The organism is Haloarcula marismortui ATCC 43049 (assembly GCF_000011085.1).
GTDB lineage: Archaea > Halobacteriota > Halobacteria > Halobacteriales > Haloarculaceae > Haloarcula > Haloarcula marismortui.
Genome location: NC_006396.1, coordinates 1,334,563 through 1,356,175, shown reverse-complemented (window position 1 = coordinate 1,356,175; position 21,613 = coordinate 1,334,563). Strand labels below are relative to the sequence as shown.

Genomic DNA, 21,613 nt, shown 5'->3' with positions numbered 1-21,613 from the left:
AGGTAGCGACAGTAGAAATGGGTTCGGGCGGATTGTGAACCAAAGGAAGACTCGCTTCGCTCGCCTTTCAGGGTTCAAATCCTTGGCAACCCTACAGACGACGACCGCGACTCGCTCCGCTCGTCGGTGACGTCGTCAGAAGTGGGTTCGGGCGGATTTGAACCGCCGGCCTCCTCCATGTCAAGGAGGTGTCATAACCGACCTAGACCACGAACCCTCACTGCGAGGTACACCACATTGTTTCCGGTGGGTATAATTGAAGGTTTCGAATTCCGTATCACCACGTTGTCTGTTGATTGCCCACACATACTCGTCGGCGAGCAGGGGTCCCGATAGGCTTAAGTCAATGTACGGATTTGTACATCACAACACGAAAAAGTCCATTGGTGAATACAATGAAAGAGTATATTGAACGCGTCACTGACGGTGACGACCTGACACAGGCGGAAGCTCGAGCCGTTGCGACGACTGTTTTCGAGGATGCAACTGAGGCACAGATCGGTGCGCTCCTGACGGCACTGCGGGCAAAGGGGGAGACGGAGGCTGAGATCGCCGGCTTTGCCGAGGGGATGCGCGACGCCGCACGGACCATCCGGCCCGACCGCGAGGGGCTTGTCGACACCTGTGGAACCGGTGGCGACGACTACAACACAATCAACGTCTCGACAACGAGTGCCATTGTCGCCGCCGGGGCTGGCGTCCCCATCGCCAAACACGGCAACTACTCTGTCTCTTCATCTTCGGGGAGCGCCGACGTGCTCGAAGAGGTCGGCGTCGACATCGAGGCCGAACCGCCGGACGTTGAGGAGACGATCGAACGAGACGGCATCGGCTTCATGCTCGCGCCCGTATTCCATCCGGCGATGAAGGCCGTCATCGGCCCGCGACAGGAACTCGGAATGCGGACTGTGTTCAATATTCTCGGCCCGTTGACGAACCCTGCCGACGCGGATGCACAGGTGCTGGGCGTCTACGATCCGGACCTCGTGCCCGTGATGGCTGAGGCACTGGCCCGACTGGACGTTGAGCGGGCGCTGGTCGTCCACGGTGACGGCCTCGACGAGATCGCCATCCACGGCGAGACGGTTGTCGCGGAGGTCACCGACGACCGGATCGCGGAGTACACCATCACCCCAGAGGACATGGGTCTGGAAACCCGCGACATCGAGGCTATCTCCGGAGGATCGCCGGAAGAGAACGCGGCCGACCTTCGCGGCATCGTCACCGGTGACGTCACCGGCGCGAAGCGGGACATCATCCTCGCCAACGCCGGCGCAGCCATCTACGTCGCCGGCGTCGCCGACACGCACGAAGCGGGAGTCGAACAGGCCCGACAGGCCATCGAGTCGGGCGCGGCAGCCGACAAACTCGACGACCTGATCGGGGCATGACGCGCGTGAAGATCTGCGGCGTGACGGACACCGAGGACCGCGATGCTGTCGTTACAGCTGGTGCTGACGCGGTCGGTATCATCCACGGTGTCCCGGTCGATACGCCGCGGGAGGTCGACGAGGGAACGGCTGAAACGATCGCTGATGGCGTCCCGCCGTTCGTGACGAGCGTGCTGGTGATGATGCCGACGACGGTGCAAGAGGCCGTCAGACGTATCGACAGGATCGAGCCCGACGCGGTGCAGGTCCACGACGGCCTCTCGCCGGCGGAACTCGGGGCCCTCAACAACCGAATCACTCAGGACATTGTCGCCGTGGTCGAGGCAGACGCGCCGGCCATCGAGGACTACGCCACCCATGCCGACGCCCTGCTCGTCGATTCGGTCGACGCCGACGGCGGTGGCGGCACGGGCGAGACACACGACTGGGAGCGCACGCGCGATCTCGTTGACTCGCTTGACGTGCCTATCGTGCTGGCCGGCGGGCTGACCCCCGAGAACGTGACTGAGGCCGTCGAGACAGTCGAGCCGTTTGCCGTCGACGTGGCGAGCGGCGTGGAGTCCGCTGGCGGCACGAAAGACCACGACGCAGTTGGACGGTTCGTGCGGAACGCAAAGCAAGCGCCGGAGGGCGCAGTATGACTCTCGATATCTCCCGCGAGGAGTTCGTCGAACACGCCAAGGCCGACCGTCCGGTCGTCGTCCGCACCGCTGCGGAACTTGACGTAGACGTGGAGCCCCTGACCGCGTACGCGGCCCTGACTGGTCGCACGAGCGACGTGGCCGCCAACGACTACACGTTCCTGCTCGAAAGTGCCGAAAAGGTCGCCTCCAGCGACCCCGACGGCGCGTTCGCGCCGGAGACGGACGACCGCCACGCCCGCTTTTCCTTCGTCGGCTACGACCCGCGCGCCGTCGTCACCGTGACCGGTGACGAGAGCGAGGTCGAGGCGTTCGACGACCGCTACGCCGACCTCGTAACGACTGACGGTGGCGACGTGGTTGATGACCTCCGGGCGGCGATGCCCGACGTGGCGCTGCGAAACTTCCCGGCGATGGACCGCCAGCACCTCGAAGGCGGCCTCGTGGGCTTTCTCTCGTACGACGCCGTCTACGACCTCTGGCTCGACGAAGTGGGCCTAGACCGCCCGGACTCGCGGTTCCCGGACGCGCAGTTCGTCCTCACCACGTCGACGGTCCGGTTCGACCACGTCGAGGACACTGTTTCGCTCGTGTTCACGCCGGTTGTCAGGCAAGGCGAGGACGCCGGCGAGCGCTACGGCGAACTGGTCGCCGAAGCTGAACGGGTCGAGGCCGTGCTCTCGGACCTGTCACCGCTTTCGACCGGCGGTTTCCGCCGCGAGGACGAAGTCGCTGGCCCCAGAGACGAGTACGAGGACGCCGTCGAACGCGCAAAGGAGTACGTCCTCTCGGGCGACATCTATCAGGGCGTTATCTCCCGAACCCGAGAGCTGTACGGCGACGTCGACCCGCTGGGCTTCTACGAGGCCCTCCGGGCGGTGAACCCCTCGCCGTATATGTACCTGCTGGGCTACGATGACCTGACCATCGTCGGCGCGAGTCCGGAGACGCTCGTCTCCGTCGCCGGCGACCACGTCGTCTCGAATCCTATCGCGGGGACGTGCCCGCGCGGGAACTCTCCGGTTGAGGACCGCCGCCTCGCCGGTGAGATGCTCGCCGACGGGAAGGAGCGGGCCGAACACACGATGCTGGTCGATCTGGCACGAAACGATGTCCGGCGCGTCGCCGAGGCCGGCAGCGTCCGAGTCCCCGAGTTCATGAACGTCCTCAAGTACAGCCACGTCCAGCACATCGAGTCCACGGTGACGGGCCGACTCGCCGAAGACAAAGACGCCTTCGACGCCGCCCGGGCAACGTTCCCGGCGGGGACCCTCTCCGGTGCACCGAAGATCCGCGCCATGGAGATTATCGACGAACTCGAACGCTCGCCCCGTGGCCCCTACGGCGGCGGCGTCGGTTACTTCGACTGGGACGGCGACACCGACTTCGCTATCGTCATCCGCTCGGCGACGGTCGAGGACGAGGGTGACCGGGACCGCATCACCGTGCAGGCCGGGGCCGGCATCGTCGCGGACTCGGACCCGGAAAGCGAGTACGTCGAGACTGAGCAGAAGATGGACGGCGTGTTGACCGCGCTTGAGGAAATCGAAGGGGAACCGGTCGACGTGGCAGAGCGCGCTGCAGGCCACGAGGAGGTGACCCGATGAGCACAGCACAGCCCGCTGGTGCGGACGCCGTCAGGGACGACCTCCGGGTGCTATTCGTCGATAACTTCGACTCGTTCACGTACAACCTCGTCGAGTACGTCTCCGAGCACGCCGAGACTGAAGTCGTCCGGAACACGGCATCGCTCGACGATGTCGAGGCGTTCGACCCCGACGCGATTATCCTTTCGCCGGGCCCGGGCCATCCGAAGAACGAACGCGATGTCGGGGTCACGCTGGATGTCCTCCGTGAGGTCAGTCCTGACGTGCCGACACTCGGTGTCTGTCTCGGCCTCGAATCGGCGGTGTACGCCTACGGCGGCACCATCGGTCGCGCGCCGGAGCCGATTCACGGCAAGGCGTTCCCCATCGACCACGACGGAAAGGGCGTTTTTGCAGGGCTGGAACAGGGGTTCCAGGGCGGACGCTATCACTCACTTATCGCCGACGACGTTCCTGAGGAGTTCGTCGTCAGCGCGACAACAGAGACCGAAGACGGCACGGAACTGGTGATGGGCGTCCGCCATCGTGAGCACCCCATCGAAGCCGTTCAGTTCCATCCGGAGTCGGTCCTGACCGCAGTCGGTCACGACGTGATCCGGAACTTCCTCGCCGGGCTCTAGATGACTTGAAAGCCCAGTATTCCGAGTATCCAGAGGACGGCGACGGCGATGATAGCGATGATGACGAGTCGCCACGCCACCTTCATCACGAGCCGACCGACCAGCAGTACCACGGCGATAGCCAGCAAGCCGACGAGTAACGCTGGCAGTGACGGAAGCGATCCGAGCTGGAGGAGTGGCAACATACTATAGAGAGGAATGGCCACGGGGAAATACTTCGTGGCCAGCAAGAGAGACTGTCCCGGCGTGGGGTTGGCGACCCGCTCCGGGTCACACCGCCAAAGATTCAAACGGTCAGCTATGCTACCAACTACCATGAGCGTAGCCGGACTGTGTGAAATCTGTGAGCGCCCCGACGTGGACCACACTTGCGACAGGTGCGGGCGACTCGTCTGTGACCGCCACTGGGACAAGGACATCGGGATGTGCGTCGAGTGCGGTGGGGAGGTCGGCCAGCCGGGCGACCGGAAGTCGCCGGAGAACATGCCCGACGGCGTGGACACGTACCGGTTCTAAGCTATCGGAACTGGTTCAGTCGCTGTTTGAGCTGTTTTGCCGACTGTCCGGCAGCTTTGAAGAACGCGTCGCCAGAATCGTCGCGCCGCGTGGCGGCGTCCTCGCCGGCGAAGATGATACCGCGCGAGGAGTTGACCAGACCGACGCCATCGGCGAGGCCGTGCTCGACAGCGGCCTCGGCGTCGCCGCCCTGCGCGCCGACGCCGGGAACGAGAAACGGGATGTCCGGGACCAGTTCGCGGATCTCTTCGAGTTCATCGGGGTTGGTCGCGCCGACGACAAGGCCGACGTTCCCGTTGCCGTTCCAGAGGTCCGCGAGGTGGACCACGCGCTCGTACAGTTTCTCACCGGAGGCCAGTTCGAGGTCCTGGAGGTCTTCGCCGCCGGGGTTCGACGTGCGCCCGAGGACGAACACACCCCTGTCCGCGCGCTGGAGGAACGGCTCCAATGAGTCGCGGCCGAGAAACGGGTTGACCGTGATGGCGTCGGCAGCAGGCCCTTCATCCTCGTCGAGAATCTGGGCGTACTGCCGTGCGGTGTTGCCGATGTCACCCCGCTTGGCGTCCAGCAGGACGGGCACGTTCTTCCCGTGTGCGTAGGCGATTGTTTCTTCGAGGGCGCGCCAGCCGTCGGGGTCCTCGTAGAAGGCGGCGTTTGGCTTGTAGCACGCGGCGTGTTCGTGGGTTGCGTCGATAATCCGACGGTTGAACTGCCAGCGCGGGAGGTCGGCGTCCAGCACGCTGTCGGGGAGGCGGGCAGGGTCCGGGTCGAGGCCGACCGACACCACGCTGTCGGCGGTCGCGATGCGGTCCGCGAGACGGTCGAAGAAGTGCATAGATACCGCAGCGGCTGGCAGCGATACAAGCGTTTCCTTCTCGTATCGTGGCCTGCTTTGGTGGAATCAGATTTGATATTTTCTCCCCCTGTCTATTTTACACCGTAGGCAAAAGCCCGCGTATGGATCGCTTCATGGATGTCGGCCACGTGGCCGAGACCCTCCCAGACCTGAGCGAAGCCCTGAACGACCCACGGCTACGGCAGTTCGGGCTCGTTGGTGGTGTCGTGCTCGTAGCCGTTGGCGCGTTTCTGTCGCTTGCGCCAGCGTCCGGGCAGTGGCTGTTCTGGTCGTATGCCGTCGCCGCGACGCTGGTGTTTCTCGGTGTCCCGCTGCTGTGTCTTGGCCTCGCTGCTCCCGACCCGGAGCCCGGGTCGCTGTTCCACCTCGGTATCGAACTGACGACGACACAGCGCCGGGCCGTCGCGCTTGGCTCGCTCTGTATCACCGTGACCCCGATTGTCCTCGCTGTCGGAACGCCGCTCGGTCTCCCGTCACTTGTGCTTGCTATCGCTGCCGCGACGGCCATACTCGGTTCCGTGCTCGTCCTCACCGGCTTCGTGGCGTGGACGTCCGCGGCTATTGCTGAGCCGAGCCGTCACTGATTCTAGGTAGTTCAGCTGGAGTGCAGTCGTGTCCTCACATCAAAAAAAGCCGTGCTACCCCGAGAGAGACCGCTCCAGCATGTCGACTGCAGTTTTTACCGCCGCGCCGCTGTGAACAACAACGGTTGTCCCGTCGACAGTGATATCATCACGCTCTGGCGCAATCACGGGTGCCTGCTCTAGGACCAGTCGGGCCGTCTCCGGCGTTACCTCGACGACCGCAACCTCGGTGCCGTCGGCTGTCACGCGGTAGGCAAAGGCACCCGCCGGTGTCGGTTCCACGTCCCTGTCGGCATCGACGACAGAAACACCTGAGAGCGGCCCGCGCTGGAGGCCGGTCAGTTCCGAGGCAAGTAACTGCCCGATCCGTCGACCGTCAGAAATGCTGTCTTTGACCATTAGAGCTCCTCCCGGACGTCCGCAGCGATGGCTTCGACATCGACGCCCTCACTGCGCGCATACACCACGGCTGCGGCCTCCAGTGTCACACCGATATCAGACTGAAGCGCGTTGATGCCGGCGACGGCGGTCTGTTTCTCGATGCCAGCCTCGATAACAGCGTCGAGTACGCGCTCGAACGTCGACCGTGACTGCAGGATTTCCTCGCCCGGTGTAAACCCGTCCGGAATCGCGGTGTGTGTCGCGTCGAAGGCGACAACGAGGTCGTCGTCGTCCCGCTCGACTAAGCCCTCGCTCGCGGCCACGTCGACCAGTGTCTTGGCCTGGTCGGGCGAGAACCAGTTCCGGTCTAGCGAGAGTGCAACGACGAACTCACTTTCCGCCATCCGGTCGGTTCCACGCTGGCGGAACGGCGCGGCGACGGCCGTCTTCAGACTCATCATCAGAGTAACCTGCCGGCGTGGGGGTAACGATTACGATGGCGCGTCGGCATCGAACGGTTCAAGTAGCCGCTGGGTCTTCCTTCCCGTATGAAAGACCAGGGACGCTCCCCTCGCAAGCGGACAGGCGGCCGACGACGACCGAACCACAAGAAGAAGAAACACGAACTCGGTAAGGACACCGTCGAGACGCAGGTCGGCGAGCAGCGACTGAAGACCGTCGACTCACGCGGCAACACGCAGAAGGTCCGTGCGGTCAAGACCGACGTTGCGAGCATCGCCGACGGTGCGGAGACCATCGAAGCGACCATCGAAAACGTCGTCGAGAACCCGTCGAACCCGAACTACGCTCGGCGAAACATCATCACCAAAGGCGCAATCCTCGAGACCTCCGAGGGACAGGCCCGCGTGACCTCCCGCCCCGGACAGCACGGTCAGGTCAACGCCGTGCTGGTCGAGTAATCCGGCACGCAATCAGCTTTTTCAGCTGTTCGCGAATTCGGAGCGACAGCGTCGGCTATGGACGTGGGGCGGCCTTCTGGAGGGCGCTTTCGGCGATATTGCCGCCGTAGTCGGCGGTCCGGGACAGCGAGTCGACCACGCGGCCAAGCAACTGTGCGCTCTGTGGGTCTAGCTCTCTGACCTTTCCATCGACCTCGCGGGCGGTTTCGTCGACTTCGGGAATACGAGAGCGAGCCTCGTTTGCCAGTTCGACGGCCTCGTCGTTGTCGTCAGCTAACAGCGCATCCATCGCGGTTTCGGGGACAGCAATGGCCTCAGTCTCCAGTTGATCGAGAAGGTCAGCAGTCTCGCCGGTGATTTCACCGATCTCCTGAGAGAGGCTGGCAATCTTGGTCGCGTGGTCAGCGATACGCTCCAGCTGACGGGCGCTGGACTGGTAATCGAACACTGTCTCACGTGGGAAGCCGATCTCGTTGGCAGCCGTCGGATTGCGAAGGACGGTTCGGAACACTCGGGAGACCATGTACCAGAGGCGGTCCACGTCGTCGTCGCGCTGTATCACGTCCGCCGCAAGGTCATTGTCATCCTCGATGAGCGCCTCGACGGCGTCTGAGAGCATCGTCAACGAGACTAGCCGCATACGTGTAATAGCATTAAGCACGGACAGTTCCGACGAATCGAGCAGGTCCTGCAGGACGACCCGGTCGGCCGTCTCCTCGATCATCTCTAGACCGACCAGTCCCTGTGTCGCATCGCGGATGATACGCCGCTGTTCGGCTGTTATCCGGGCGGCTTCCAGTCGGATGATATCGAAGCCGCTAACGTACATCGTCATCACCGCCCGCGTGAGTTCGTGCCTGTTTTCGAGGCCAGTCACGTCCAGCGTTCCCTCGACGTGGTCGTCGCCGTGCTGTGGTGAGACCAGTAGCAGGTCGTCTTCGGCATAAAACTCGACGACACTGCCGCTTTCGACGCCGTTCTCTGTTGCCCACTCCTTCGGTAACGAGACAGTATACGTGGACCCGCCCGTCAGCTGTACTTTGCGCGTCTCCATAGTACTTTGAATACGCGCTGCAGATTTATAAAATATACTGAGACTATATATCAACGGTCAAAACTCTGACTTGCGCTGTCATGGAATCACGACACGTGATGCGGGCGCTAAGCCAAGTGGTCTGCTAACAACATCATCCCGATGAATTGTTGCCTTGATCGGGGCTCAATCGGCTTTAGACAGCTTTTACGTCGTTTTTGCGGTGTAAGACGGTAGCGCCACATAATGGTATATAGTAATATATAGTGTTTATATCTGGATATAGGGCTAATAGTAGGGTACTTATCCGCTCTTCATCTCCAATCTGATGATGACAGATTCACCGAGCGGTGGTATCTCTCGCCGTCGTTTTTTGACAAGTTCTGGTGCAATCGGGACACTGGCGCTGGCTGGCTGTGTCCAGAATACGAACAGTGGCGACGGCAGTGGCTCCGATGGCAGTGGGTCTGACAGTAGCGATTCCGACGGGCTCTCGGGGCAGGTCATTATCAAGGGCAGCAGTACCGTGTTCCCCATCTCCGACGCGATGGCCGAGGAGTTCATGGCGGAGCATGGAAACGTCAACGTCACCGTCGACTCCACGGGGAGCGGCGGCGGTTTCGAGAACTGGTTCTGTCCCGGGGACTCCGATATTAACGGGGCCTCCCGTCCTATCACGGACGCCGAGATAGAGCAGTGTTCTGGCAACAATGTCGAGCCAGTTGAGTTCGAGATCGCGGGCGACGCTCTGACTGTCGCGGTCAACAACGATGCCGACTGGGTCGACTGCCTGACCTTCGACGAACTGCGCCAGATATGGAGCGATGAATCGGATGTCACGAACTGGTCGGACGTGCGTGACGAGTGGCCCGACATGGAGATCGAACGCTACGGTCCGGCGTCGACCTCTGGGACGTTTGACTACTTCAACGAGAACGTCGTCGGTGAGGACACCGAACACACGACCGAGTACCAGCCGACCGAGGAGGACGAGACTATTGTTCAGGGAATTCGTGACAACGAGGGCGGCATCGGATACTTCGGGTTCGCGTACTACAACTCAAACTCCGAAGCGGTGAAAGCCGTCGAAGTCAAGGCCGAGGAGGACGGCGAATGCACCGCCCCGAGCCTGGCAAACGCCAAGGACGGCTCGTACCCGCTGGCCCGGCCGCTGTTCATCTATGCGTCCGAGTCATCCCTGCAGAACGAGGCGGTCTACGAGTTCATTCGGTTCTACCTCGAACAGGCTGAAACCGATATCGTTCAGGAGATCGGGTACGTGCCTTCGAGCGCCGAGCAGCGCGATGAAAACCTCGAAAAGCTGGACGAGGTTGCTGGCTAACACAGTATAGAGTCGGCTTACTCACATGAGCACATTATTGGAGACAACACAATGAGCACCGAGACGCCCGGGCCGGATATTACGTCCAGACCGAGCGGACGCGCAGCACGCGAGCGGATGTATCGATACGTCCTGCTCCTGTGTGCTGCCGCGTCGATTCTCGTCACCGTCAGCATCGTCGTGTTGCTCGCACGCGACGCGGTCACGTTCTTTACGCTGGTGAACCCGGTCGACTTCTTCACCGGAACGGAGTTTCTCATCAGCCGGAACGTCTATGGGTTGCTCCCGCTGTTGAGCGGCACACTGCTGGTGACGGTAATCTCTGCCGTCATCGCGCTCCCGACGGGCGTCGCGGCCGCGATCTACCTCAGCGAGTACGCCAGCGACCAGATGCGCTCGGTTCTGAAGCCGGGGCTGGAAATCTTGGCTGGTATCCCGACGGTCGTCTACGGTATCTTTGCGCTCGTATACGTGACGCCGTTCCTCCAAACCATCGGGCTCCCGGTCAACACGTTCAATATCCTCAGCGCCTCCATCATGGTCGGCATCATGATTATCCCGATGGTCTCCAGTCTGAGCGAGGACGCGATGAGCGCCGTCCCGGACTCACTACGACAGGCCGGCTACGGGATGGGCGCGACGAAATTCGAGGTGACCACCGGCGTCGTCGTCCCCGCGGCGGCCTCGGGCATCTTCTCCTCGTTCATTCTCGCTCTGTCGCGGGCTATCGGCGAGACGATGATTGTCGTTGTCGCGGCCGGCAGTCGGCCACGGATGCTGAACCTCTCGGACCCACTGGCAAACCTCTTTCAGGGGTACCAGCCGATGACGGCAGCGATGGTCCAGATCAACAGCGCCGACAGCGTCAGTCAACTGGGCTTTACCAGTCTCTTCGCTATCGGCCTGACGCTGTTCGTCATCACGTTCCTGTTGAACCTGTTGAGCAACCGAATCGCGGCGCGCTACCGGGAGGAGTACGAATGAACACTGGGGGACTGAACTGATGGCAACACGAAAACCTGAAACAGGCTGGCACGGGGAGAACAGCGATGTCAACCATCTGCGTGGGCGTGCCTTTGAGGCGACCTGTCTCGCGGCGACCGCGTTCGGACTCGTCTCTGTCCTGATTCTCCTGCTGTTCGTCGCCAACGACGCGTTCCGGCCCTTTTCGGCCGACGCGGGCTGGCTGGCGACCTACGCCGCCACCGTGGTGGTGCCGCTGGCCGCACTGGCTGTCTACTACTATCGACTCGACGAACCGGCCGGCGAGGTTGCCTATGTCACCAGCGGACTCCCGGTCGTTGGACTCCTGCTTACCGGCGGATTTGCGGTGCTGTTCATCGAACTTATCTCCGTGCTTGGGTGGTTCGCCCTTCTCATTTCGCTGGCCGTGGCCGCCGGTCTGATTGTCGCCCACGGCCGACTGCGACCGAAGGCGGCGCTCGAACGGCTTGGTGTCGTGTTCCTCGCTCCGGTCATCACCGTGTTCGGTCTGCCACCTATCTGGTTCAATTCGTTCGTTACCGACGCCGCCGCGGCGCTCGGTCTCGATTTCGGGCTGTACTACCGCGTGATCAGCCTCCGGGAGGCGATCATGATGCTCCCGTTCGTGCCCACAGACTGGGTCATGTTGCTCCTGACGCTCGTGCTTCCAATCGCTGGTGCCGCAGGCTGGTTCGTCGAACAGCGACGCGAGTCGCGGCGTGACGGTCTGGCCGTCGTCGGGATGACGACGGCGGTCGCGGTGTTGGGCCCCGTCGCTGGGCCGCTACTCGGGATCGGGACTGAGGTGTGGCTACTTCTGGTCACCTTCGCCGCGCTCCCGCTTGGGGTCTACGTCGAAGGCGTGATTCGCCGTGGCGAGGGCGTCCGCGGACTCGCCTTCCCGGTCGTCGCCGTGCTGGGTGTGGCCGCTGGGGCCGTCGCCACCAGTGCGCTCGGGTTTGCCGGACCGAACCCATGGCTCGACTGGGGCTTCCTGACGAGCGCGACCTCACGGACCGCTGCTGATGCCGGTATCTACCCTTCGATGGTCGGCTCAGTGATGATGATTATCGTGATTGTGCTCACTACCTTCCCGGTCGGCGTCGGGGCGGCGATCTATCTTGAGGAGTACGCCCCCTCGCAGGGACTGATGGGGAAGTTCGTCACGCTCATCGAGATCAACATCGGAAACCTCGCCGGCGTCCCGTCGGTCGTATACGGCCTGCTCGGACTGGCGCTTTTCATCCGGGTTCTCCAGTGGCCCCAGGGGTCCGTCATCGTCGCCGGCCTCGCAGTCGGCCTGTTGATACTCCCTATCGTGATCATCTCCGCGCAGGAGGCGATCCGGTCTGTCCCCGACTCGTTCCGGCAGGCGTCCTATGGAATGGGTGCCACCCGCTGGCAGACGATCCGACAGGTCGTCCTTCCCGAAGCCCTGCCGGGCATTCTGACCGGAACGATACTGGCGCTGGGTCGGGCTATCGGCGAGACGGCCCCACTGCTGATGATTGGGGCGGCGGCGTCGGTCCGGCTCGCGCCGAACAGCTTCTTCGATGTGGCGAGTATGATGCCCCGCCAGATCTTCTCGTGGTCGTCGGAACTGGACCCGGCGTTCCGCCACGGCGTGCTGGCGGCCGGCGTGATTACACTGCTTGCAGTGTTGCTGGTGATGAACGCGACAGCGATTGTCATCCGGAACCGGTATCAGCGAACAGGATAATTCATGACAGAGAACGAGATGACGAGCAACGACAGTACCGAGCCCACACCGACCACTGAAACGGCCGCGTCGTCACCCGACCCGTCCGGCGACCCTCTCATCGAACAGTCGATCGACGTGGAGGGAACCGACTCGACCGCGGCCGAGACGGGGAAACCAGTCATCGAATCCAGTGACCTGAACGTGTTCTACGGCGAGACGCAAGCGCTCCAGAGCATCGATCTGGCCATCCCTGAAAAACAGGTGACCGCCATGATCGGCCCCTCCGGCTGTGGCAAGTCCACGTTCCTGCGGTGTATCAACCGCATGAACGACCTCATCGACGCGGCACGGGTCGAAGGGGACCTCCACTTCGAGGGGAAAAACGTCTACGACGCTGACGTGGACCCGGTGGCGCTGCGGCGACGCATTGGAATGGTGTTCCAGCACCCGAACCCCTTCCCCAAGAGTATCTACGACAACGTCGCCTACGGCCTCCGGATTCAGGACCAGACGGAGAACATCGACGAGAAAGTCGAGACGGCACTCAAGCGCGCCGCACTGTGGGACGAAGTCAAAGACCAACTGGACAAGAGCGCACTCGACCTCTCAGGTGGTCAGCAACAGCGGCTCTGCATCGCCCGCGCTATTGCCGTCGACCCAGACGTGATTCTGATGGACGAGCCGGCGTCGGCGCTTGACCCGATCGCCACCTCGAAGATCGAGGACCTCATCGAGGAGTTGGCAGAGGAGTTCACGGTCGTCATCGTCACCCACAATATGCAGCAGGCGGCTCGCATCTCCGACAAGACGGCTGTCTTCCTCACTGGCGGCGAGCTCGTCGAGTTCGACGATACTGACAAGATTTTCGAGAACCCCGAGAGCCAGCGCGTCGAGGACTACATCACCGGCAAGTTCGGATAACCGCCATCAGTCGCCCTTCGCTGTCGCCACTCACCGCTCCAGCGTCGCTTCGGTGTCAATGCCGTACACCGCCTTCGGTGTCTCGACGTGTGCTGTTCTGACCGCGTCTTCGTCCCCGTTTTCGAGGAGCCAGCGGACGCGCCGCGGCACGGTCTTCGGGCCAAGTACTGCGCCGGGGCGGTCCGGGTCGTCGATGTAATCGGTCTCCATCAGGAACGGGTCGTCGGTCTCGACCGCGATTTCCAGTTCGTCCTTATCTGCAAGTACCGATTTGACCGGGCCGCGGAGTCGGCCCCCGGAGTAGTGTTTGACGACCTGCGTGCGGTCAAGGCCACGGTCTTCGGCCCAGCGAGCGACTGCTTCGAAGTCTTCGCCGCCCTCGGTGTGGAGCTGTATCGCACAGCCCACGTCGGCGGCGCGTTCGAACCCGTGGCACATCACTTCGTTCGAAGCCTCCCAGACGGCGTCGTCCACGTCGTAGTGCGGGCGGCCGGACTTCATCGCGAGCGCATCGCCGTTATCGACGTACCCCGCCGCCACGTCGAGGCCGGTCTGCATGATATCTCGCGCTTCCGGCGGCGTGTAGCCGTCGTCGACGAGCTTCGAAATTAGTGCCGGGTGGACGCCGAGGACGGGCCAGGCGCGCCCGCCCAGCACCTCGGTCGCTGTGGCGGCGGCCTCGACAGTCAGGTCGAACACTTCCCGGAAGATCGCCTCGTCAGTGGCCTTCTCAACAAGATGCCAGGACGGCTTGTTGAGCACCAGCAGGTGTGTTCCGCCCTGGGACGCGAACTCCTCGGCTGCCGCGACGTTCCGGCCGTTGACCGGGTCGAGATGGAGGTGGTTGTCCAGTACCGGCGTGTCGTCGATGTCCATACGTGCTCAATAGCACTGGCCGAAAAAACAGTTGGCGTCCTGGGCGTCGGAGATTAGAGCGTCACTGCGTCTTCAGCCGCGTTGCGTAACGCATCGGAGCGGCCGTACTCCCCCGGCGCGATGGCGACCGTCTTGACCCCTTCCCGTGCGGCCACTTCCAGCGCCGGCTTGAAATCCGTATCCCGCGAGGCGACGGCCAGCACGTCTATCTGTCCAGCAACGGCGGCGTTTGTCGCGTCAACAGCGAGTCGGACATCAACGTCACCGCTGGTTGTTCGAACCTCGAACCCGCGGGCTTCAGCGGCCTGAATGAGTCCGGGCGAGGCGTTCTGGTCGACGTAGAGACGGGTGACTGCCAGCGGACCGTACTCAGCTGCGATATCTCGGACCTCGTCTAAATCGACATCGAATTCAGACCTGAGCACATTTGGGCCATCGACGAACAGTCCGACGCGCTGGGGCGAGTCTTTGTCCTCGAATATCCGACGGAGCAGCTTCATGCGCCTCTTTCCCCGCCCGGCCCGCTTATGCGTGCCGCTTCGATCCGTAAACCGCCTCCCGCTATATAGAATGACACGGCACAAAACTTAGGATGATTCCTCCCACACACTACGGACACATTTCCATGCGGAGTCGGCCAGCAATAGGTGTGTATAAATTGACACATGAGTAAAGAATCTCTTCACGATCAAGACGTGCTAAACGGGCTTTGTGAGATAATTTCAGACCCGGCTATCGTCCTAGACGCCGACGGCGTCTTCGTCGATGTCATCCACAACGCCCACAACGGGGCCTTATTTTTCAAAGACCCGGAAGCACTGCTGGGAACGGACCTCTGGGATATCTTCTCTACAGCACAGGCTGACCAGTTCTACACGATTATCGAGGATGTCTTGGAAACAGGGGAACAGCGGCACATCGAGTATCAACTATCACTCGATCATGGAGAGCGATACTTCGAGGCGCGCGTCACGCCGGTCGGTGGTGACGACGTGGGGCGCGTACTATGGCTGGCGGAGGATATCACACAGCGCAAGCGGCGGCGAGAAAAGCAGGCCCTCATTGAGCGGGTCTTCGAGGTCAGTCCGGTCGGCATCGTCGTCGTAGAACGATCTGGAAGAATTTCGCTGGCTAACGATCGTGCCGAGGAGCTACTCGGTCTTGAACGCGAGAAAATCACTCGAAGACGATACGACCAGCCGGAGTGGAACATATACTACAAAGACGGGACGGAAATCCCCGACTCGGAACACCCGGTTACGCAGGTACTCGAATCGGGTGAACCGGTGTTTGGGTTCGAGCACTGGATAGAACTCGAGGATGGGAGCGAGCGGTGGCTTTCAAGCAATGCCGCGCCGATACTGGGCGACGATGGGACTGTCGAACGCGTCGTCGTTGGGCTGGACGACGCAACGAGATTGAAACAGCGGGAGGAACAACTGGAGTGGCTCGTCGGGACCGAAACCCTGGCCGACGTTGGCGGGTGGGAGCTCGATCTGGAGACGGGTCTGATAGAGGGAACTGCCGGCATGAAGCGCCTCTACGGAACGCCAGAGTACAATCCGACGCTTGAAGAGGCTATCAAACAGTACCATCCCAACGATAGAGCGGCCGTTCGCGACGCTATCGAGACCTGTCGTGAAACCGGCGAACCGATGGAACTAGAGGCGCGCCGTCAGACCGCTGACGAAACCGAGCGCTGGTTCCGACTCCGGGCCGAAAAGACGGTTCGCGACGGGACGCCGAAACTGCGAGGCATCGTTCGCGACATCACGCAGGACAAGGAGCGAGAGCAGCGGCTCATGGTCATGAGTCGGATTCTCCGGCACAACATCCGAAACAAGCTGACCGTGATACGGGGTAATTCAAGACTCCTCAAAGAAGAACTCGGCTCGTCCGATTTCTCTGTTGACGCCGCTAGCGGACACATCGACAGAATCGAAAACGCCTCGAAAGAACTTGATTCGCTGGCCGAGCGAGCACGGACGTTCGACCGGGCCATCGAGCGCGACCTCCGGAATGGGACACTCCACCTCGAGCAGACTCTCGTTGATATCCGGGACGACCTCACAGAACAACATTCCGGGGCAACCATTGAGGTAGCGCCGACTGACGCGGAGGTATCAGGCGACAGGATGGCTATCGACCTGATACTTGAGATTCTTGTCGAGAACGCGCTGGAATACAGCGATCTGCCCAATCCGACGGTCAAGCTTACAGCTGAAGAGACGCCGGCGGGTCAGGTGACAGTCAGCGTCGATACCGATGGGTCCGCTATCCCCGATATGGAACGCGACGTCCTGGATTCGGAGACCGAGGGGCCAGTGGCACACAGCCGTGGACTCGGATTGTGGGCGGTTACGTGGCTTGTCCGACGCCTTGGCGGGTCTGTAACGATCGACGAAGACCACGACGGCGAAACACGGGTCGAGCTCGTGTTCCCGCTGGCGCAAAGCGAGTAACGAAGGCCGACGGCGTATTTTCGGTCCCAGTCTTGTTGCCCTATCTACCGCAGTAAGCGATTTGATATCGTCGTATATGATTTATGAGACGCCAGCAAGCGGTGGAGGGCCAAACGGTAAGACCACGGGGGACGAGAGGTCCGCGTATGACACTGCGGGCACCACCGCTCTCTGCGATTCACGAGCGAGCAGACGCTTCGTTCACCGATTTCGGCGGGTGGGAGATGCCGGTCGAGTTCGAGTCGATCCGCATAGAACACGAGGCAGTTCGGAGCGAAGCCGGGAAGTTCGACGTTTCGCACATGGGACAGATAACCGTGGCCGGGCCGGACGCGGCGACGCTGACACAGCGGCTGACCACCAACGACGTGACCGTGCTGGACCCGGGCGAGGCCCAGTACGGGGCCATCACAGATGAGGATGGGATTATGCTGGACGACACCGTTGTCTACCGACTGCCGGAAGGCGCGGCCGATGAGTTCCTGTTTATCCCGAACGCCGGGCACGACGGAGAGATGACCGAGCGGTGGCTCTCTGAGCGAGATGAGCGTGGGCTTGACGCGACGGTGACGAACCGGACAGAGGAGTACGCGATGATTGCCGTCCAAGGGCCTGACGCGCCGGACCTGCTGTCGGCCGAGACAGATGTCTCGCTCACTGCCCTGTCTCGGTTCGAGGTGGCTGCCGGGGCTGTCGCCGGCGTGGACTCGCTAATCGCCCGGACGGGCTACACTGGCGAACCGGGCTTTGAAATCCTCTGTCCGCCCGACGACGCCGGGGTGGTCTGGGACGCACTGGAGTGTCAACCCTGTGGGCTCGGCGCGCGCGACACCCTCCGTTTGGAAATGGGCTTCCTGCTCTCCGGCCAGGAGTTCCATCCGGTTGACGAGCCCAGAACGCCCTACGAGGCCGGTATCGGCTGGACAGTTAAGCTCGATACGGAGTTCGTCGCTCGGGACGCACTGGAGGGCGTCGCCGCGGACGGTCCCGAAGAGAAGCTCATCGGCATCGAGCTTGTCGACCGCGGCGTCCCGCGCCACGGGTACGACGTGACAACGCCGGACGGGGAGCCGATCGGCCACATCACCAGCGGAACGATGAGTCCGACACTGGGAGCACCGATTGCCCTCGCCTACGTCCCGTCGGCGTACGCTGAACCGGACAAGTCCGTCCGCGTCGTCGTCCGCGGTGAACCGAAGAAAGCACGTACCAGGAGCACGCCATTCCTCGATAGATGAGCTTCGACGTTCCCGACGACCTGCGATATCTGGAGTCACACGAATGGGTACGCGTCGCCGGTGACACTGCCGAGGTCGGCATCACGGCGTTCGCACAGGACGAACTCGGCGACGTGGTGTTCGTCGAACTGCCCGATGAAGGCACGGAGCTGACTGCGGGCGAGGACTTCGGCGTGGTGGAGTCTATCAAGGCTGTGTCCGACGTGTACGCCCCCGTCTCCGGCACCGTCACAGCAGTCAACGACCGACTCCGCGACGAGCCGGAACTGCTGAACGAGGACCCGTTCGGCGACGGCTGGATGCTCACTGTCGAGGTTGACGACAAGAGCGAAACCGACGACCTGCTTTCACCCGACGCGTACCGCGATCAGATCGAGTAACCCCCGGTAGCAGCGGTCCCTTGCAGGGGGTGAAAGGAGTAACCTAATGTGGACACGGTCGCTAGCTGTCGATATCATGTCACCCCGGCGCTACTGGGTGGTTCTCAAATGAGTAACAGTAACTCACATGCGACAGGCAGTCCGTACGCACCGCAGACGGCCGCAGAAACCGCGGCGATGCTCGATGTTGTCGGAGCCGACGACCTTGAGTCGCTGTTCGACGTTCCCGAGTCCGTGGCCTTCGACGGCGAGTTCGGCATCGACGCCCGGAGCGAGCGGGCGACGCGCCGGGAAGTCGCTGGCCTTCTGAGCCGCAACGCCGACCTGACTGAGTTTCTCGGCCGCGGCCACTATGACCATTACGTCCCGAGCGTTGTTGACGACCTCGCAAGCCGGTCGGAGTTCCTGACCTCCTACACGCAGTACCAGCCCGAGGTCGCACAGGGATTCCTGCAGGCCCTCTTTGAGTTCCAGTCGATGCTGGTGGAACTCACAGGACTGGACGTTGCCAACTGCTCGATGTACGACGACGCGACGGCGCTGGGCGAGGCGGCGACGCTCTCCCAGCGCGTCCGCTCGGTGTCCGGCGACCGGATTCTGGTTCCTGAACACCTCCGGGAGGGCAAACGCGCCGTCCTGTCGAACTATGCCGAGGGACCAGACCTCACGGTCGAGTCCTACCCGATGACCGACGGCGTCGCCGACGTGCCGGCGCTGGCCGACGAGATCGGCGACGACACCGCGATGGTATACGCCGAGTCGCCGACAGTCCGTGGCGTTATCGAAGAACGGCTCGGCGCAATCGGTGACCTTGCCCACGACCATGACGCGCTGTTCTGTCTCGGCTCGGATCCGATCGCGCTGTCCCTGCTGGAGCGCCCAGCCAATGTCGGAGCCGACGTGGTCGTCGGCGACGCCGCGTCGCTGGGGACTGGCACCGCCTACGGCTTCGGGCTGGGGATGTTCGTCACCCGCGAGGAGTATCTGCGGCAGGTCCCCGGTCGGCTGGTCGGGGCCAGTGAAGACGCCGCCGACCGCCGCGCGTACACGCTAACACTTCAGACGCGGGAGCAACACATCCGCAAGGAGCGGGCCACTTCGAACATCTGTACGAATCAGGCGTGGGTTGCGCTCCGAACCGCGATGCACGCCGCGTGGCTCGGTCCGGACGGGCTGGTCGATCTTGCTGAAGACTGCGTCACCCGCGCTCGTGACCTGGCCGACCGCCTCGACGATATTGTCGGGGTGACGGCCCCGATTCACGGCCGCCACCACTTCCGGGAGTTCCTCGCACACACGGACCAGCCCGCAAGCGCCATCGTTGCCGACCTCGCAGCCGATGGCTTCGCGGTCCACGCGGTCGACGACCACCTGGTGCAGGTGTGTGTGACCGAGACCACTACTGATGCCACAGACGAGTTCGTGGCGGCGTTCCGGGAGGTGGCGAAATGACACTCGCCTCGCGCTACTCGGCGAAACACCGTGGGACAAACCACGTCCCACGAGCTTCACGCTCGACACGGGGGTGTCTCTTCGCCTCGCGCTACTCGGCGAAACACCGTGGGACAAACCGCGTCCCACGAGCTTCACGCTCGACACGGGGGTGTCTCTTCGCCTCGCGCTACTCGGCGAAACACCGTGGGACAAACCACGTCCCACGAGCTTCACGCTCGACACGGGGGTGTCTCGCGTGAAATACGATCAAGCGCGCTGGACCGACGACAGCGACGACCTGTACGAGCCGCTGCTCTCGGAGAAGACGAGCAAGACAGTTGACATCGAGGATTCGCCGCTGCCAGATGATCTGACGCGGGACAGCCTCTCACTACCGGACCCGGCCGAGCCTGAACTGGCCCGGCACTATACGCGCCTCTCGCAGATGAACTACGGCGTCGAGAGCGGGCCGTTCCCGCTCGGCTCGTGTACGATGAAGTACAACCCCTCCTTCACCGAGGACGTGGCTGCACGGGCGGACGCCGCCATCCACCCTGGCCGACCCGATTCGACGGTACAGGGGACGCTGGCGCTGTGTCACCGGCTCCAGGACTATCTGGGCCGCATCGGCGGCATGGACGCCGTAACGCTGCAGCCGCCGGCCGGCGCGGCCGGTGAGTTCACCGGCATCCAGATCGCGAAGGCCTACCACGAACACAACGACGACGAGCGCTCGGAGGTCGTCATCCCGGACTCGGCGCACGGCACGAACTTCGCGACGGCGGCGATGGCTGGCTACGAGGTCGTGGAGCTACCGAGCGGTGACGACGGCCGCGTCGACATCGAGGCGCTGGAGGCGGCCGTCGGCGACGACACTGCCGCGCTGATGCTCACGAACCCCAACACGCTTGGGCTGTTCGAGCGCGATATCGAGCACGTCGCCGACATCGTCCACGACGCCGGCGGCCTGCTGTACTACGACGGCGCGAACCTCAACGCCTTGCTTGGGCGCGCTCGCCCCGGCGACATGGGCTTCGACGTGATGCACTACAACGTCCACAAGACGTTCGCGACACCCCACGGCGGCGGTGGCCCCGGTGCCGGCCCGGTCGGCGTCCGCGAGGAACTGGCCCAGTTCCTCCCGAACCCACACGTCAGGGAACGTGGTGGCAACTACGAACACTACGAGCCGGCGAACTCGATCGGGAAGGTGCATGGCTTCTACGGCAACTGGCCGGTATTGCTCAAGACCTTTGCGTACATCGCCAGATTGGGCGACGAAGGCCTCCGAGACGCCAGCGCGAAGGCCGTGCTGAACGCGAACTACCTCGCTGAGCAGATAGAGTACGAGGTGCCATTTGGCCCGTTCCATCACGAGTTCGTCGCCAGCGCGGGCGAGCAGGACGCTGCTGACGCGGCCAAGCGGATGCTCGATTACGGCGTCCATCCGCCGACGACGAAGTGGCCCGAAATCGTCGACGAGGCGTTGATGACCGAGCCCACGGAAGGAGAGACCAAGCGCTCGCTGGACCAGCTCGCGGCCGCATTCAACGCTGTGGCCGGTGATTCGGACGCCGAACTGGCCGATGCGCCGTCGCGTCCGGCGGCGAAACGCATCGATCAGGTGACCGCGGCCCGGAACCCACAGCTCTCCTGGCAGGCGCTTGACGACATGTAGCCGCTCGTTTCGACATTTGATACTCTCGCCAGAGCGTATATGCCACC

The 21,613-nt window shown here is 62.7% G+C and carries 23 protein-coding genes and 1 tRNA gene; 16 read left to right on the top strand and 8 right to left on the bottom strand.

Annotated elements, in window-relative coordinates; translation table 11 throughout:
• Positions 1-142: 142 nt before the first annotated feature.
• A tRNA-Val gene (locus tag RR_RS10775) sits at positions 143-217 on the bottom strand.
• Positions 218-395: 178 nt separating this feature from the next.
• On the opposite strand from RR_RS10775, the gene trpD reads away from it, so the two are divergent.
• From trpD to trpG, 4 genes are read left to right on the top strand one after another with little or no spacing between them, the layout of a single operon-like run.
• Positions 396-1,391 carry an anthranilate phosphoribosyltransferase gene (gene trpD / locus RR_RS10770; protein WP_004957230.1) on the top strand — a complete coding sequence of 332 codons (996 nt, stop codon included), beginning with the start codon at positions 396-398 and terminating at the stop codon, positions 1,389-1,391.
• Positions 1,388-2,032 carry a phosphoribosylanthranilate isomerase gene (locus RR_RS10765; RefSeq protein WP_011223673.1) on the top strand — a complete coding sequence of 215 codons (645 nt, stop codon included), beginning with the start codon at positions 1,388-1,390 and terminating at the stop codon, positions 2,030-2,032. Before trpD ends, RR_RS10765 begins: the two co-directional genes overlap by 4 nt.
• Entirely contained in the window at positions 2,029-3,639 is a 1,611-nt protein-coding gene (gene trpE / locus RR_RS10760; protein WP_011223672.1) for an anthranilate synthase component I, read from the top strand. Before RR_RS10765 ends, trpE begins: the two co-directional genes overlap by 4 nt.
• The gene (trpG, locus tag RR_RS10755; protein WP_011223671.1) at positions 3,636-4,259 is read left to right on the top strand and encodes an anthranilate synthase component II; all 624 of its coding nucleotides are present in this window, start codon (positions 3,636-3,638) and stop codon (positions 4,257-4,259) included. Before trpE ends, trpG begins: the two co-directional genes overlap by 4 nt.
• Here the strand turns inward: trpG and RR_RS10750 are convergent.
• On the bottom strand, positions 4,256-4,444 hold the full coding sequence (locus tag RR_RS10750; RefSeq protein ID WP_049938885.1) for a hypothetical protein: 189 nt from the start codon (positions 4,442-4,444) through the stop codon (positions 4,256-4,258). The two genes, trpG and RR_RS10750, sit on opposite strands and share 4 nt — an antisense overlap.
• Before the next feature lie 130 nt (positions 4,445-4,574).
• On the opposite strand from RR_RS10750, the gene RR_RS10745 reads away from it, so the two are divergent.
• Complete coding sequence (locus tag RR_RS10745; RefSeq protein WP_049938884.1) at positions 4,575-4,775, top strand: hypothetical protein; 201 nt, start codon at positions 4,575-4,577, stop codon at positions 4,773-4,775.
• Between the two features lies 1 nt (position 4,776).
• On the opposite strand, the gene pyrF is transcribed toward RR_RS10745, so the two are convergent.
• Positions 4,777-5,610, bottom strand: coding sequence for an orotidine-5'-phosphate decarboxylase (gene pyrF, locus RR_RS10740; RefSeq protein ID WP_004957213.1), 834 nt, complete (start codon positions 5,608-5,610; stop codon positions 4,777-4,779).
• A gap of 122 nt (positions 5,611-5,732) precedes the next feature.
• On the opposite strand from pyrF, the gene RR_RS10735 reads away from it, so the two are divergent.
• Positions 5,733-6,215, top strand: a complete 483-nt coding sequence (locus RR_RS10735) for a hypothetical protein (RefSeq protein WP_004957211.1) — start codon at positions 5,733-5,735, stop codon at positions 6,213-6,215.
• Between the two features lie 54 nt (positions 6,216-6,269).
• On the opposite strand, the gene RR_RS10730 is transcribed toward RR_RS10735, so the two are convergent.
• Positions 6,270-6,614, bottom strand: a complete 345-nt coding sequence (locus tag RR_RS10730; RefSeq protein ID WP_011223669.1) for a hypothetical protein — start codon at positions 6,612-6,614, stop codon at positions 6,270-6,272.
• A complete protein-coding gene (locus RR_RS10725; protein WP_007190770.1) occupies positions 6,614-7,054 on the bottom strand; it encodes a DUF2240 family protein in 441 nt (146 codons plus the stop codon). The genes RR_RS10730 and RR_RS10725 overlap by 1 nt, the downstream gene beginning before the upstream one ends.
• A gap of 90 nt (positions 7,055-7,144) precedes the next feature.
• On the opposite strand from RR_RS10725, the gene RR_RS10720 reads away from it, so the two are divergent.
• Complete coding sequence (locus tag RR_RS10720) at positions 7,145-7,516, top strand: 30S ribosomal protein S8e (RefSeq protein ID WP_004957203.1); 372 nt, start codon at positions 7,145-7,147, stop codon at positions 7,514-7,516.
• Positions 7,517-7,571: 55 nt separating this feature from the next.
• Here the strand turns inward: RR_RS10720 and RR_RS10715 are convergent, their stop codons facing one another.
• On the bottom strand, positions 7,572-8,570 hold the full coding sequence (locus RR_RS10715; protein WP_004957198.1) for a phosphate uptake regulator PhoU: 999 nt from the start codon (positions 8,568-8,570) through the stop codon (positions 7,572-7,574).
• A gap of 310 nt (positions 8,571-8,880) precedes the next feature.
• Here RR_RS10715 and RR_RS10710 point away from each other — a divergent pair, with 310 nt between their 5' ends.
• From RR_RS10710 to pstB, 4 genes are read left to right on the top strand one after another with little or no spacing between them, the layout of a single operon-like run.
• Positions 8,881-9,891 carry a PstS family phosphate ABC transporter substrate-binding protein gene (locus tag RR_RS10710; RefSeq protein ID WP_049939157.1) on the top strand — a complete coding sequence of 337 codons (1,011 nt, stop codon included), beginning with the start codon at positions 8,881-8,883 and terminating at the stop codon, positions 9,889-9,891.
• Between the two features lie 51 nt (positions 9,892-9,942).
• Positions 9,943-10,875, top strand: a complete 933-nt coding sequence (gene pstC / locus RR_RS10705; RefSeq protein WP_004957192.1) for a phosphate ABC transporter permease subunit PstC — start codon at positions 9,943-9,945, stop codon at positions 10,873-10,875.
• Between the two features lie 19 nt (positions 10,876-10,894).
• A complete protein-coding gene (gene pstA / locus RR_RS10700; RefSeq protein WP_007190773.1) occupies positions 10,895-12,595 on the top strand; it encodes a phosphate ABC transporter permease PstA in 1,701 nt (566 codons plus the stop codon).
• Between the two features lie 3 nt (positions 12,596-12,598).
• Positions 12,599-13,498: a phosphate ABC transporter ATP-binding protein PstB gene (gene pstB, locus RR_RS10695; protein WP_004957189.1), complete on the top strand. Its 900-nt coding sequence runs from the start codon at positions 12,599-12,601 to the stop codon at positions 13,496-13,498.
• Between the two features lie 30 nt (positions 13,499-13,528).
• Here pstB and RR_RS10690 read toward each other — a convergent pair whose 3' ends face one another.
• Entirely contained in the window at positions 13,529-14,374 is an 846-nt protein-coding gene (locus RR_RS10690; protein WP_049938883.1) for a TatD family hydrolase, read from the bottom strand.
• A gap of 53 nt (positions 14,375-14,427) precedes the next feature.
• Positions 14,428-14,874, bottom strand: coding sequence for an NYN domain-containing protein (locus RR_RS10685; protein WP_011223664.1), 447 nt, complete (start codon positions 14,872-14,874; stop codon positions 14,428-14,430).
• 165 nt (positions 14,875-15,039) lie between these two features.
• Here RR_RS10685 and RR_RS10680 point away from each other — a divergent pair, with 165 nt between their 5' ends.
• From RR_RS10680 to gcvPB, 5 genes are all read left to right on the top strand, one after another.
• The gene (locus tag RR_RS10680; protein ID WP_011223663.1) at positions 15,040-16,836 is read left to right on the top strand and encodes a sensor histidine kinase; all 1,797 of its coding nucleotides are present in this window, start codon (positions 15,040-15,042) and stop codon (positions 16,834-16,836) included.
• A gap of 146 nt (positions 16,837-16,982) precedes the next feature.
• On the top strand, positions 16,983-18,074 hold the full coding sequence (gene gcvT, locus RR_RS10675; RefSeq protein ID WP_011223662.1) for a glycine cleavage system aminomethyltransferase GcvT: 1,092 nt from the start codon (positions 16,983-16,985) through the stop codon (positions 18,072-18,074).
• Complete coding sequence (gcvH, locus tag RR_RS10670) at positions 18,071-18,454, top strand: glycine cleavage system protein GcvH (protein WP_004957180.1); 384 nt, start codon at positions 18,071-18,073, stop codon at positions 18,452-18,454. The genes gcvT and gcvH overlap by 4 nt, the downstream gene beginning before the upstream one ends.
• A 108-nt stretch (positions 18,455-18,562) precedes the next feature.
• On the top strand, positions 18,563-19,906 hold the full coding sequence (gene gcvPA / locus RR_RS10665) for an aminomethyl-transferring glycine dehydrogenase subunit GcvPA (RefSeq protein ID WP_011223661.1): 1,344 nt from the start codon (positions 18,563-18,565) through the stop codon (positions 19,904-19,906).
• Between the two features lie 238 nt (positions 19,907-20,144).
• On the top strand, positions 20,145-21,566 hold the full coding sequence (gcvPB, locus tag RR_RS10660; RefSeq protein ID WP_049939156.1) for an aminomethyl-transferring glycine dehydrogenase subunit GcvPB: 1,422 nt from the start codon (positions 20,145-20,147) through the stop codon (positions 21,564-21,566).
• Positions 21,567-21,613 lie beyond the last annotated feature (47 nt).